This is a genomic window from Streptomyces sp. NPDC088252 (assembly GCF_044740965.1).
Lineage (GTDB): Bacteria > Actinomycetota > Actinomycetes > Streptomycetales > Streptomycetaceae > Streptomyces.
In genome coordinates, this window is sequence record NZ_JBIURS010000001.1 from 161,400 (window position 1) to 174,154 (window position 12,755).

The 12,755-nt window shown below is 71.1% G+C and carries 12 protein-coding genes and 3 pseudogenes; 9 read left to right on the forward strand and 6 right to left on the reverse strand.

What is annotated here, in order from left to right; translation table 11 throughout:
- Window positions 1-13 precede the first annotated feature (13 nt).
- On the forward strand, window positions 14-1,396 hold the full coding sequence (locus ACIOHC_RS00695) for a DUF445 domain-containing protein (RefSeq protein WP_351073399.1): 1,383 nt from the start codon (window positions 14-16) through the stop codon (window positions 1,394-1,396).
- A gap of 108 nt (window positions 1,397-1,504) precedes the next feature.
- Here the strand turns inward: ACIOHC_RS00695 and ACIOHC_RS00700 are convergent, their stop codons facing one another.
- Entirely contained in the window at window positions 1,505-1,807 is a 303-nt protein-coding gene (locus ACIOHC_RS00700; RefSeq protein ID WP_376208080.1) for a hypothetical protein, read from the reverse strand.
- A 178-nt stretch (window positions 1,808-1,985) separates the two neighbouring features.
- Here ACIOHC_RS00700 and ACIOHC_RS00705 point away from each other — a divergent pair, with 178 nt between their 5' ends.
- From ACIOHC_RS00705 to ACIOHC_RS00715, 3 genes are all read left to right on the forward strand, one after another.
- Window positions 1,986-3,497, forward strand: coding sequence for an MFS transporter (locus ACIOHC_RS00705; RefSeq protein ID WP_401840787.1), 1,512 nt, complete (start codon window positions 1,986-1,988; stop codon window positions 3,495-3,497).
- Entirely contained in the window at window positions 3,494-4,105 is a 612-nt protein-coding gene (locus tag ACIOHC_RS00710) for a TetR family transcriptional regulator (protein WP_351073393.1), read from the forward strand. The genes ACIOHC_RS00705 and ACIOHC_RS00710 overlap by 4 nt, the downstream gene beginning before the upstream one ends.
- A 286-nt stretch (window positions 4,106-4,391) precedes the next feature.
- The gene (locus tag ACIOHC_RS00715) at window positions 4,392-5,438 is read left to right on the forward strand and encodes a sodium:calcium antiporter (RefSeq protein ID WP_401841214.1); all 1,047 of its coding nucleotides are present in this window, start codon (window positions 4,392-4,394) and stop codon (window positions 5,436-5,438) included.
- Window positions 5,439-5,620: 182 nt separating this feature from the next.
- Here ACIOHC_RS00715 and ACIOHC_RS00720 read toward each other — a convergent pair whose 3' ends face one another.
- Window positions 5,621-5,968, reverse strand: a complete 348-nt coding sequence (locus ACIOHC_RS00720) for a hypothetical protein (RefSeq protein WP_351073389.1) — start codon at window positions 5,966-5,968, stop codon at window positions 5,621-5,623.
- A 561-nt stretch (window positions 5,969-6,529) separates the two neighbouring features.
- On the opposite strand from ACIOHC_RS00720, the pseudogene ACIOHC_RS00725 reads away from it, so the two are divergent.
- Window positions 6,530-7,388: pseudogene (locus ACIOHC_RS00725) on the forward strand (ISAzo13 family transposase); the annotation flags it as partial.
- 824 nt (window positions 7,389-8,212) lie between these two features.
- A complete protein-coding gene (locus tag ACIOHC_RS00730; protein WP_351073387.1) occupies window positions 8,213-8,449 on the forward strand; it encodes a TetR/AcrR family transcriptional regulator in 237 nt (78 codons plus the stop codon).
- 121 nt (window positions 8,450-8,570) lie between these two features.
- Here the strand turns inward: ACIOHC_RS00730 and ACIOHC_RS00735 are convergent, their stop codons facing one another.
- Window positions 8,571-9,464, reverse strand: coding sequence for an oxygenase MpaB family protein (locus ACIOHC_RS00735; RefSeq protein ID WP_351073385.1), 894 nt, complete (start codon window positions 9,462-9,464; stop codon window positions 8,571-8,573).
- Window positions 9,465-9,488: 24 nt separating this feature from the next.
- Entirely contained in the window at window positions 9,489-9,866 is a 378-nt protein-coding gene (locus ACIOHC_RS00740) for a hypothetical protein (RefSeq protein WP_401841217.1), read from the reverse strand.
- Between the two features lie 177 nt (window positions 9,867-10,043).
- Here ACIOHC_RS00740 and ACIOHC_RS00745 point away from each other — a divergent pair.
- Both ACIOHC_RS00745 and ACIOHC_RS00750 read left to right on the forward strand, forming a co-directional pair.
- Window positions 10,044-10,250, forward strand: a pseudogene (locus ACIOHC_RS00745) (transposase); the annotation flags it as partial.
- Between the two features lie 188 nt (window positions 10,251-10,438).
- Complete coding sequence (locus tag ACIOHC_RS00750; RefSeq protein ID WP_401840791.1) at window positions 10,439-10,705, forward strand: hypothetical protein; 267 nt, start codon at window positions 10,439-10,441, stop codon at window positions 10,703-10,705.
- Between the two features lie 15 nt (window positions 10,706-10,720).
- Here the strand turns inward: ACIOHC_RS00750 and ACIOHC_RS00755 are convergent, their stop codons facing one another.
- Complete coding sequence (locus tag ACIOHC_RS00755) at window positions 10,721-11,599, reverse strand: AraC family transcriptional regulator (RefSeq protein ID WP_401840793.1); 879 nt, start codon at window positions 11,597-11,599, stop codon at window positions 10,721-10,723.
- An 86-nt stretch (window positions 11,600-11,685) separates the two neighbouring features.
- Here ACIOHC_RS00755 and ACIOHC_RS00760 point away from each other — a divergent pair, with 86 nt between their 5' ends.
- Entirely contained in the window at window positions 11,686-12,489 is an 804-nt protein-coding gene (locus ACIOHC_RS00760) for a sulfite exporter TauE/SafE family protein (protein ID WP_351073375.1), read from the forward strand.
- 110 nt (window positions 12,490-12,599) lie between these two features.
- Here ACIOHC_RS00760 and ACIOHC_RS00765 read toward each other — a convergent pair.
- Window positions 12,600-12,745: pseudogene (locus ACIOHC_RS00765) on the reverse strand (ABC transporter); the annotation flags it as partial.
- Window positions 12,746-12,755: the final 10 nt, after the last annotated feature.

Genomic DNA, 12,755 nt, shown 5'->3' on the forward strand with positions numbered 1-12,755 from the left:
ACGGGTGGAGCGGATGGAACGGATCGATCGGACCGGACCCGGGGAACAGGGTGCGGGCCAGGCGGAGCGTGCCCACGAGCAGGCGGTGGGCGCGGCCCGTTCCGGGCCCGGCGGCCGTCCGGCCCCCCTTGCCTCGTTCGCGTACACCGCCGCCGACGAGGAGAAGCGGCGCGGTGTACGCCGGATGAAGACCACGGCGACGGGCCTCCTTCTGCTGGTCGCGCTGGTGTACGTCCTCGCCACCTGGGCGAAGAACGCGGGCGTGGGCGGCTGGCCGGGCTTCGTCGCCGCGGCGGCCGAGGCGGGGATGGTGGGTGCGCTGGCCGACTGGTTCGCCGTCACGGCGCTGTTCAAGCGTCCGCTTGGCCTGCCGATCCCGCACACCGCCATCATCCCCACCAAGAAGGACCAGCTGGGGGCCTCTCTGGGTTCCTTCGTCGGGGAGAATTTCCTTTCCGGCGATGTCGTGCGCAGCCGTATACATTCCCTCGGCATCGGCGGCCGGCTCGGGGCCTGGCTGGCCGAGCCGCAGCACGCCGACCGGGTCACCGCCGAGCTGTCGACCGCGCTGCGCGGTGCGCTGACGGTGCTGCGGGACTCCGATGTGCAGGCCGTGGTGGGCGAGGCGATCACCCGGCGGGCCAACGCGGCGGAGATCGCCCCCGGCCTCGGCAAGATGCTGGAGAAGATCGTCGCCGACGGCGGCCACCGCAGGATGGTGGACCTGATCTGTGTGCGCGCCCACGACTGGCTGGTGCTGCACGGCGATTCGGTGATGGACGCGGTGCAGGGCGGGGCGCCGGGCTGGACGCCGCGGTTCGTCGACAAGCGGGTGGGGGAGCGGGTCTACAAGGAGCTGCTGCGCTTCATCACGGAGATGCGGGACATGCCGGGGCACCCGGCGCGCGCCTCGATCGACACCTTCCTGACGGACTTCGCCGCCGACCTCCGGACGGACACGGACACCAGGGCGCGGGTGGAGCGGCTGAAGTCGGAGATCCTGGGGCGCGGTGAGGTCCAGGAGGTCATCGCGTCGGCCTGGTCGTCCGTACGCACGATGGTCATCGCGGCGGCGGACGACGAGCAGAGCGAGCTGCGGCTGCGGGCGCGCGCCTCGCTGCTGACGTTCGGCGCGCGGCTGGCGACGGACGGGCGGATGCAGGCCAAGCTGGAGGGCTGGCTGGAGGACGCGGCGGTCTATGTCGTCACGACGTACCGCACGGAGATCACGTCGCTGATCAGCGACACGGTCGCGAGCTGGGACGCGGACCAGACGTCGAAGAAGATCGAGGCGCACATCGGCCGCGACCTGCAGTTCATCCGGATCAACGGCACGGTGGTGGGTGCGCTGGCGGGGCTGCTGATCTATACCGTGTCGCGGGCGCTGGGGGCGTAGGACGCAGGGCGCGCGGGGTCCGGGGCATCCGGTCCCACGGAAGCCGGGGCCCGGCGCGCCCCGGGGCCGTTCGCGAGGACGGGCGCCGGGCGCCCGCAGGGGCCTGAGTCAGGCGGCCCGGTGTGTGACCGCCCACGACGCGGCGGCCACGCCGCCCGCCACGGCGAAGACGGCGGGCCAGGCGCCGACCTTCTTGGCCAGCGGGTGCGAACCGGCGAACGCGGCGACATACGCGGCGGTCAGCCCGGCGGCCGCACGCGGTCCCGCCTGCCGGTTCCACTCGTACGCGGCGACGCTGCCCGCGGCGGCGAGGGCCACCCCGCCCAGCGGGCGCTTCTTCGTCCACCGGGCGACGGCGTACCCGCCGACCAGCCCGCTCGCCGCCACCGCCGCTGCAGGAACCTTCGCCATCGCAGCCACCTTCGCCTTCTCGTCCGTGTCGTCCGGGCCCGGAGCCCGGGTCTTCGAGGCTAACGCGGTGTCCGTACTTCCTGTCGCCGAGGGGGTGCACGGGCGTTTACCCTGAGGGGGTGAACGCTCGTGCACCCCCTGCGCGATGCCCTGGCCGACGAGCACCGTACGGAGAGCCATGCCCGCGGACATACCCGCCCCCACTGCCGCCACCATCAATGGTGAACAGGCCCCGCACCCCCGTTTCGCCGTCGGCGTGCTGGCCTTCTGCGGCGTCGTGGTCGCGGTCATGCAGACGATCGTCGTACCGCTGCTTCCGCACATCCCGGCCCTCACCGGCGCCTCCCCGGCCGCGGCCAGTTGGCTGGTCACCGTCACCCTGCTCACCGGCGCCGTCTTCACGCCCGTCCTGGGCCGCGTCGGTGACATGTACGGCAAGCGTCGCGTGCTCGTGGCCTCGCTCATGGTGCTGGTGCTGGGTTCGGTGCTGTGCGCGGTCAGCTCCCACATCGGGGTGCTGATCGCCGGCCGCGCCCTGCAGGGCGCGGCGCTCGCCGTGGCACCGCTGGGCATCAGCATCCTGCGTGACGAACTCCCGCCCGAGCGTGTGCTGTCCGCCGTGGCGCTGATGAGTTCGACGCTCGGCATCGGCGCGGCGATCGGACTTCCGGTCGCGGCACTCGTCGTCGAGAACTTCGACTGGCACACGATGTTCTGGGTCTCGGGAGCGATCGGCGTCATCGACATCCTGCTGGTGCTGTGGTGCGTACCGGAGTCCCCGATCCGCACCCGCGGCCGTTTCGACGCCGTCGGCGCGCTGGGCCTGTCCGGGACCCTCGTCTGTCTGCTGCTCGCGGTCACCCAGGGCGCGGACTGGGGCTGGACATCGGCCCGTACGGTCTCACTGCTCGTCGCGGCCGTGGTGCTGGCGCCGGTCTGGGGCGCGTACGAGCTGCGCGTCGCGACGCCCATGGTCGACCTGCGCGTCTCGGCCCGCCCGGCCGTCCTGCTGACCAATGTCGCGGCCCTGCTGATCGGCTTCGCCTTCTACGCCAACTCCCTGGTCACCGCGCAGATGGTGCAGGAACCGAAGGCGACGGGATACGGGCTGGGCGCCTCGCTCGTCGTCAGCGGGCTGTGTCTGCTGCCGGGCGGCGTGATGATGGTGGCGCTCTCACCGGTCTCGGCGCGGATCTCCGCGAAGTACGGTCCGAAGGTCAGCCTGGCGGTGGCGGCGGGGGTGATCGCGGCCGGATACGTGGTGCGGTACTTCACCAGCCACAGCCTCTGGGCGATCATCGCCGGTGCGACGGTCGTCGCCTCGGGCACGGCCATCGCGTACTCGGCGCTGCCCGCACTGGTGATGCGCGGCGTCCCGGTCGGCGAGACCGGCGCGGCCAACGGTCTCAACACCCTGATGAGGTCGGTCGGGCAGGCGTTCTGCAGCGCGACGGTGGCCGCGGTGCTCGCCAACCTCACGTTCCTGGCGGGTGGCCGGACGGCCCCGACGCTCCACGCCTACCAGGTGGTCTTCCTGATCGCGGCGGGCGCGGCGCTCGCGGCGCTGCTGGTCACGCTGTTCCTGCCCGGCGCCCGCAGGTCCGCGACGGGTACGGTCGAAGGGAGCCGCGACGCCGCCCGCGACCGGGAGGACGGTGTGCGGACGATGTCGATCCGGGAGGGCACATGACCAGCGGGCAGGCCACCGTACCGGCGCCGGGTGCCGTGGACGCGGCGGGCACGGGCCGGGACGCGATCCTGCGCGCCGCACGCCGGGCGTTCACACAGCGTCCGTACGCCGAGGTGACCATCAGGGCCATAGCGGCCGACGCGGGGGTGAGCCCGTCGCTGGTCGTCAAGCACTTCGGCCGCAAGGAAGAACTCTTCAACACCGTCGCCGACTTCGGCCCCGCAGCCGCGGAACTCTTCGACGCACCGCTCGGTACGCTGGGCCGCCACATGGTCGTGACGCTGGTGAGACGACGCCGGGAACTGCAGTCCGACCCCTTGCTGCGGGTCGTCTTCTCGCTCGGCAACCGCGACGAACGCTCCCTGCTGCGCGACCGCTTCCACGAACAGGTCACCGACCCCCTGGCCGCCCGCCTCCCCGGCCCCGAACCCGCTCTGCGTGCCGAACTGATCGCCGGCCACCTCCTCGGCCTCGGCGCCACCCTCAGCCTCCACCGCGACGGCGCCGGCGCGGAGGCAGGCCCCGAACACATCGCGGACCTGTACGCGCCCGCGCTGCAGACCCTGATCACCGGCTCAGGAGCGGGCGGCACCGGACCCGCGGTGTGACGTCGGGGCCGCCCGGAGGACCATCGACGGAGCAGGCCGGTTCCGGGGTGTGCCGGGTCTGTGTACAGTGGGCGGCTGCGAAGGGGAGTAGCCCCGCAAAACCGGTCGTCGACATGCTGGAGCCCCTCGGCTCCCGGTGGCCGGGCCCGTGCAGAATCTGCCGGGTGGGCGAGACCTTCGGCTCTTTGTCGACGATGTACGTACGTCGCGGGGCCGAGGTCGTACGCCGGGACTCCCGCCGCGTGTCGCCCAGGAACCCGCGGTGCGGGAAAGCCGGGCGGTCAGTGTGATCCATTTCGTTCTGCTCATCATGTGTGCGGTGGCGATCTATCTCGCGTGCGAGTGGTTCGTCAACGCGGTCGAGTGGCTGGGCGAGCGCCTCAATGTCGGGAAGATGGCGGTCGGCACGATCCTGGCCGCGTTCGGCACGGCACTGCCCGAGTCGGTGGTGACGCTGGTCGCGGTCACCACGGGCGCCACCGAGGAGGCCAGGAACATCGGCGTCGGCGCGGCGATGGGCGGTCCGCTGGCGCTGGCCACGGTCGCCTACGGGGTGACCGGCGGGATGCTGCTTCTCGAACGCCGCAAGGAGCGCAGCCTGGTCCTGGCCACCACCGGCAGGCCGGCCGACGGCCCCGACGGAGTCGAGGCGCTGGGTGATGAGAAGGACATGAAGCGGCTGGCCAAGGACCAGAAGTGGTTCCTGCCGATCTTCGTCGTCAAGGTCGCCCTCGGCCTGGTCGCCTTCGCCTTCAAGCCCGCCCTCGGCCTGCTGTTCTTCGGTGCCTACGCCGTCTACTTCTGGCGCGAGATCCGCAGCGGCGACGACGGCGAGGAGGACGAGGTACTGGAGCCGCTGAAGCTCCGGCCCAAGGCCGCCACCCCGGCCACCTGGGCTGTCGTGGTCCAGACCCTGGCCACACTGGTCGTCATCTTCTTCGCGTCCCAGCTGTTCGTGAAGCAGCTCGACGCGATCGGCCCGATGCTCGGCCTCTCGGCCGCGGTCACCGCGCTGCTCCTTTCGCCGATCGCGACGGAGCTGCCCGAGATCATGAACGCGATCATCTGGGTCCGTCAGGGCAAGACCAAGCTGGCCCTGGCGAACATCTCGGGCGCCATGATGATCCAGGCGACCGTCCCCAGCGGCCTGGGACTGCTGTTCACCAGCTGGAAGTTCGACGGCGCCCTGCTCTGGGCCGGACTGATCACCATGGCCGCGATCGTCTACCTCCTGGTGACGATGCGTGCCCACAAGCTCACCCCCGGGCGACTGGCCGTGGCAGCACTCTTCTACGTCGTCTTCGGCCTGGGACTCATCCCGATCCTGGCCTGACGGCCGCCCGCCCGTCCCTTCGCCGTGGCGGCCCGGAAGGGCCGCGCGCGGCCTCGCGGCGATCGGCGCCGGCGAATTGGATCGGTGTCGTCGTCCGGGTGGAGATGCGGGAGTGCCGCGAGGCCGCCGTACAGAACGGTTCGTACGTCCGCGGGCGCCACGGCGCGCGCGGTGGTGACGGATCAGCTGAAGACGACGGACCGCAGCTTCAGCCGGCTGGAGGCGTGGCCGCCGTTCGGCCGGAGGGTGAAGTAGTCGCCCTCGCAGTCGACACCGGTGAAGACGGTGGCGGTCGCGTCGGTGTGGTTCCACGGCGTGTGGGCGGGGCTCGACGAAGCGGGGTCGGCGACCTCGGGCAGGGTGATGCAGACCCCGCTCGGCGGGTTGAACAGGAGGCCGATCTGCGGGGCGCCGTCGAGGCCGCTGTACGTGTAGCCGAAGTCTCCGGAGGCCGCGTCGGCGGAGGCCGGCACGGCGACGACGAGCGCGAGCGCTCCGAAGGCGGCAGCCACGGTGGAACGAAGACGCATGAAAGGCACTCCTTGTGCGGGGGAAGAAAAATCGGAACCCGCCCAAGTCTGTGTCTCTGACCTGCGGTTACCGACGAATAAGGGATCTCTTCACCCGGACGGGAACTGCTGAATCGGTTCTGCCAGCGGCCATGTGGGTCACGTGCGAACCCGCACTGGCTGTATTGCCCTGTTGGGGACGCGGCTGGCGGGTGGTTCGCGGGTTGTCGGTCGTCGCGGTTCCGGCGCGCGACGATGCCGATGGCCTCGGCCGACGGGAACCGGGTGCCGGTGATCGCAATGCCGGATGGGTCTCAACGCCGCGCGTGGCGGATCTTCAACCGTCCGCATGGTTCCGGAGATCCGGATCCTCGGGCCGCCGGAGCGGGAACGCCGCCGGTCCTTGTAGCGCAGGTCCTTCCACCCAGTCCGCAAACCCTCGGCGTCCACGACCGCGCCGTGTCCCGGTCTTCTTCGCTGAACAGCGGCGGCGGGTCTTCCGGCAGAGAAGTCGCCGTTTCACCCTAAGGGCGTGCAGATGTTTGACCCGTGGCTTCCTGCTCGATGGGTCGTTGCTCTGATATGAGCGGGTTGGATGGTCAACGGGACGTGCTGGTAGTCAAGTTCGAGGCGATCCTGCCGCATCTGGACGAGCGGCAGCGTCGTCTGCTGATAGGGGCGGAGGCTCGGTCGCTCGGCCACGGCGGTCGTCGACCTCAACCCGGCACTTCGGGCGGCGCTCCTCGCGCTGGTCGAGCCCGACGTCCGCGGGGACCCTATGTCACCGCTGCGCTGGACCACCAAATCCACCCGCAAGCTCGCCGAGGAATTGACCCGCCAAGGCCACAGGATCTGCGCGGATACGGTGGGCGACCTCCTGCGCGAGGAGGGCTTCAGCCTCCAGAGCAACGCCAAGACCCTGGAGGGCAAGCAGCACCCCGACCGGGACGCCCAGTTCTGCTATCTCAACGACCGGGCCCGCCATCACCAAGACTGCGGAGAACCGGTGATCAGCGTGGTCACGAAGAAGAAGGAACTGGTCGGCCCCTTCAAAAACTGCGGCCGTGAATGGGAGCCCAGAGGCGAGCCAGCGCGGGTCGACACCCACGACTTCCCCGACCGCGAGCTGGGCAGAGCAGTGCCCTACGGCATCTACGACGTCGCCGCGAACACCGGCCGGGTCAACGTGGGCACCGACCACGACACCGCCGCGTTCGCCGTCGAATCCATCCGCCGCTGGTGGAACGGAGCAGGACGAGACACCTATCCCACGGCCGGCCGGCTGCTGATTACCGCCGACGCGGGCGGCTCCAACGGCTACCGCACCCGCACCTGGAAGACTGAGCTCGCCCAGTTCGCAGCAGAGTCCGGCCTGGAGATCTCTGTCTGCCACCTGCCTCCCGGCACTTCGAAGTGGAACCGGATTGAGCACCGGCTGTTCGGAGGGGCGGCCGACCGCTCGTCATGATGGTCTTGGACGGCTCAACCCGGCGAACCCATGCGGTCACAGCTGGTGCCGCATCAGGCAGCGTTCGCCCTGTTGTGTTGTGACGCGCCGCCCGGCTCCTGTCCTTCGCGGCGCGTGGCCGTCGGCTGTGCGGGTAGCAGAACACCTACGTGTTGATCAGGTGAGGCCGAGGAGGGCAAGCGGGCGTCCGGCAACCGGGCGCTCCGGCTTCCACGTCTCATTGAGGGGCCGTTGTCGATCCGAGGGGGGAGTACCGATGGCCAGGCGACACGAGAAGGTAGACGACGATGATGCCGGATGGGTCTACGAAGGTCGTGACTGGGACGGTGCGCCGCGTCGCTGGCGGGTGCGCATGGACAAGCTTGACGACTTCAACCACGGCATCTGCGCCGACATGATTGTGCCGTTCCGCCTGGGACGTGTACGACAAGTGGCTAGACCTGCGGCTGGCACTTCAGGAGGTGCAGGTGGCCCGTTCGATGCGGCGCGACGGCTCCCTCATCTGGGTATCGGATCACGAGCTCCCCTGAGCCGGTTGGACACCCGCTACGCGCGGGCCGCCGGTCCACCGGGCAAAGCGTGGTTGACACATCGCCCCGCGTCCAAAACAGTTTGAACGGAGCGGTGTTCGGGCTTTGTCCGCTCTTCGCCGGAGCGGGTTCTTCACCCAGGCCACAAAGTGGTCCATCCAGCTCCGATCCGAGCTCGATGAACCGTATCGCGTGCCCGGGCCGCCGTGGCCCCTGCGGTGGCGGCAGCGCCCGCCAGTGACCAGCCCGGAGGGGAAGGAGACCAGGATGAGTGACGAAGCCGAGGAGAAGATCCTCGAAGCCGGAAGCCGGTGCGTTGCACGAAACGGGATCCGCGGCCTCCGGGTGAGCGACGTGGCCAAAGAGGCCGGCGTCTCCAACGGCCTCATCCACTACCACTTCGTGGACCGGCAGGGCCTGCTGACCGCGATGCTGGAGTTCGTGCACCGCCGCTCCCGCGACCGGCTCGCCGGCTCACCAGCCAACTCGCCGCGGACGAAGTGAAACCGTCGTCCGCCCGGAGGGCGGGCGCCGCGGCGCCCGCCCTCCGGGCGTGAAACCCGGTGAGCCGCCGGTTCCCCTCCACCGAAGCACGCTGCTGCCGGACGCCTCGAAGATCTCGACGTCATCCCTGCCGCGCCCCCGCCAGCCGCCCCCGTGCGGCGGCCTGGATCCGGGAGGGCCCGAGCCCCCACTGGAGGGTGCGTCCGACGGCCGTCGCCAGGGGCCGGTCCCAGCCGGTGCGGACGGGGGCCGGGCGATGGATGCCGAGTTCGGTGCGGGCCCAGTCGGGGAGGAGTCCGACCGAGGCGTTCGTGAGCAGGCTCACGACCAGCCGCTCCCGTCGTGTGCGTCCGAAGCGGCGGAGGAACAGTACCGAGTCCAACGCGGCTGGAGTGGCGTGGAGTTGGGGGCGCAGGCGAGCCAGGTACCGCTCGGCTTCGAGGGACGTGCGCGGTACGTTCCGTGCGCCCAACGCCTCGGCCATGGGGGCGGTTTGGCGGTAGTAGGCGTCGCACTCGGCGGGGGTCAGTCGGAGCGGCCGGGGTGCGTAGGTCTGGTGGCCGGCGAGGAAGCTGCGCACCTCGGCGGTGTGCACCCAGGTGAGCAGGTCGGGGTCGTCCGCGCGGTACGGCCGGCCGTCGGGGGCGGTGCCGTGCACCCGGGTGTGGATCCGCCGGACGAGGTCGATCACCTCGCGGGCGGCGGCCGAGGAGCCGAAAGTGGTCGTGGTGATGAACCGTACGGTTCCGTTCAGCCGCCCGACCGGATCGGCGCGGAAGTCGGAGTGCTGGTCGACCCCCGCCATGGCCAGCGGATGCAACGACTGGAGCATGAGCGCGGCGAACCCGCCGGTGAGCATCCCGGTGGCGTGCCCGTGCACCCGCCACACCGGATCCCCCGGCGCGATCCCGAACAGCCCGGGATCACCGGGCGGCCCCGCGTACCGCTCCAGCTTGAGATCCCCGCCGTGCATGGTCGCCGTGAGTTCCGCCGCGATCCGTTCCCGCAGTCCCACCAGCACCTCCAGGATCCGTGTCCTTCAGCCGAGGGTACCGACCCGCCCGGCGAGCACGGCCACGAGGATGAGCAGTCCGCACAGAGGGTTGGTGCCGAACGCCCGCCCGCAGGCTCCGACATCCGCAGGATCGGCCCGCCATACCTGCCATCCCAACTGCCCCGCGACCACGCACAGTCCGGGCCAGTACAGCGGCCCGAGCCCGGCCACGATCCCGAACCAGGCGAGCAGCATCACACACCCCGCGTACACGCCGCCCACCACCACCCGGCTACGCCGCCCCAGCAGCACGGCGGCCGACCGCACCCCGGCCCGGCCCGGCGATCGCTCCCAGCGCGATCCATCCGGGCACCACCAGCAGCCAGGCCCCCACCGGCCGGTCCAGCCGCAGTAACTCCAGATACGGCCGCACCCCGGCGGGGGTCCGCCCCACCAACCGGGCGGCCCGACCTTGGGCCGGGACTTGAGTCGGGGCTTGGGCCGGGGCTTGTGAGGCGACGGTCATACCGATTCACGTCCCTTCCCAGGGGGATTGCATGCCGATCGGTCCAACCTGGCCCCGGCTGGGTGGTGCTTCAAATGATCTTGAGTGGTGGATCGCGTCGGGTGATACGTCGACATGAACTGTCGGATGCCGAGCGGGAGTTCGTCCGGCCGCTGCTGCCCAGGTCGTTGCGGGGCAGGAAGCGGCTGGACTACCGCACCGTGCTCAACGGGACCGTGTGGAAGTTCCGTACCGGGACGGCTTGGCGGGACGTTCCTGAGCGGTACGGTGCGTGGGCCACGCCGCACGGGGCTCCTGCCGGAACCGTGTCGATCAAGATCACCGTCACCGGTGACAAGCTCGCTGAGGACTGCACCGAGACCGTTCGTGAAGTGCGAAGCGGCCCGGTGATGTCAGTCAGTGGCGGAGCCACGACCACCGGAACCCGCGTACGAGCATCGATGTCAGTGGTCGATGCGATCCTGCCCGCATGGACGAGCTGATGCGGCGCCGGGTCTATGGCGCCGACCACGACGACCCCGATCCCGGGCCGCAGCCCGGCCACGAGTACGTGGAACTGGTCGGCGGCCCCCTCGACGGGCTGCTGCTGGACGTGACCGGGTGGACAGCCGAGGAACGTGCGACCGGAGCCATGCTGACCACGGAGATCGGCGCCTACGGTCCGGGTGGCCACGCCGAGTACGGGCCCAGGCCCGGCACACCGAACAGGTGGGACTGGCTGGGGGACGTGCCGTAGCTCGTCGCGGCCGGGTCACTGCAGGCGCCCCCTGCCTCCCGCCCCGGCGCGGCTGGGAGCGCCGCTTCGGTGGCCGGTGCTGTGACCGGAAGGGGGCACCGGCGCGCGACGCCCGGCGTGATCCGGACGAGAGGCCCCGGCGGCGAAGCGGGACGGGGGCATGCCGAAGGTGCGCGTGAAGGCGGCGGTGAACGCGGCGGGAGAGGCGTAGCCGAGACGACCGCCGACCTCGCTGACCGAGGCGGTGCGCAGCAGCGGGACGGCCGCGAGCAGGCGGGCGCGGGCCCGCCAGACGGCGGGGCTGTCACCGACCTCGGAGCGGAAGTGCCGGGTGAAGGCCCGTTCGCTCATGGCCGTCCTCGCGGCCCATGCGGCATTGGTGACGCCGGCGTCAGGGGCGGCCAGGTACTCCCGGCAGAGCCTCGCAAGATCGGCGGAAGCGGGGATACCGACGTGGAACGGGAGCGGGGAGAGCTCGGCGATCTCGTGCAGGAGGAGCGCGGCGATGCTTCCCTCCCGCCCGGAAAGGCTGTAATCGGCCTCGAACTCGACCGCTGCCAGCAACAGTTCGCGCAGCAGCGGCGACACGTCCACAACCGTGCAGGTGCCGGGCCACCAGGGGATGGCATCCGGCTCGATGTACAAACTCCGGGTGCTCACCCCCATCATGCGGACACGGTGCCGGGTGGCGGCCGGAATCAGTACGGCCCGCTCGGGCGGAACGGTCCAGCTGCCGTCGGCGGTGTCGACGACCATGACCCCGGTGGCGCCGTAGAGGAACTGCGCGCGCCGGTGTTCGTGCCAGTCCAGTACATGGCCGGGCGGGTAGTCGGTACCGATCGGCAGGACGGCCCGGTCGACGTGGTCGACGCCGTCCAGGGAGACGTTCTTCACCCCAGCCACCCTACTGGCCGAGACGCGAAGGAATGGTGCCGACCATCGCATGCGGGAACTCCGCCCGAGCTGGTGGAGTGGGGACCATGGACGTTGTGGCATTGATCGGGATCGGACTCCTCACCGGGACGACGACGGTGTTGTTCGGATTCGGCGGCGGATTCGTCGCGGTGCCGGTCGTGGTGTGGGCGGACGCCGCACTCGGAGCGGACGCGATGCGGGTGGCGACGGCCACCTCGGCCCTGGTGATGCTGGTGAACGCGGGGTTCGCGACGGCTGTCACACCACGGCGGGTCCTCCTCGCGCTCCGCGGCAGCGGCACGCTGCTGCTCCTGCTGGCGGCCGGTGCCTCGGCCGGCGCGCTCGCCGCGCGCCTCGCCCCGGCCGATCCGGTCCGCTGGGCGTTCGTCGCGTACGTCGCTCTCACCATCGCCGACGTGCTCCTGCGCCCCGGGTTCCTGCGCCCGCGCACCCGGGCCGAGGCGACCTCCGACGCTCCGCGTCCGCCGTCGGCCGTCCTCGGCGCGCCGATCGGTGCGGTCGCGGCCTTCCTCGGCGTGGGAGGCAGCGTCATGACGGTCCCCGCGATGCGGCGGGCCGGGCACACGATGCAGGTGGCGACCGCGCTCGCCAACCCCCTCACCCTCGCCGTCGCGCTCCCGGCCACCGCATGGTCCCTGGGCGGTGCCGCGGTTCCCGCCGCCCAGGACGCGCATGTGCACCTGGTGGGTCTCATCGACCTCCGCGCCGCTTCGGCGCTGCTCCTCGGGGCGCTGCCGGTGATCGCGGTGCTGCGACGGCGCCCGCCGCGGATCCCGGACCGCACCTACGCCTGGGCGTACATCGGGCTGCTTGCCATGGTGACGGTCGCGATGCTGCTCCCGGCCTAGCGCGGGACCGCGGCGACCTGCCCCGCCTCGCACATGAACGGGGCGGCGCACGCCGTCGGGGTGTCGGTGCACGCCGCCCTCGGGTGGGACGAGTTGCGGGAAGTGGCCCGCGTTGTCCTGCCGGTGCCGTTCGGGCCGAGCAGGGAGAAGATCGTTCCTTCCGGGACGGTCGGGTCAGGTCGATGCCGTCGAGCACGGTCCTGTCGCCGTAGGACTTGCGCAGCCAGCCGTTCGCCGCGATGGCCGGGTCGGTCACATGTGGGGGC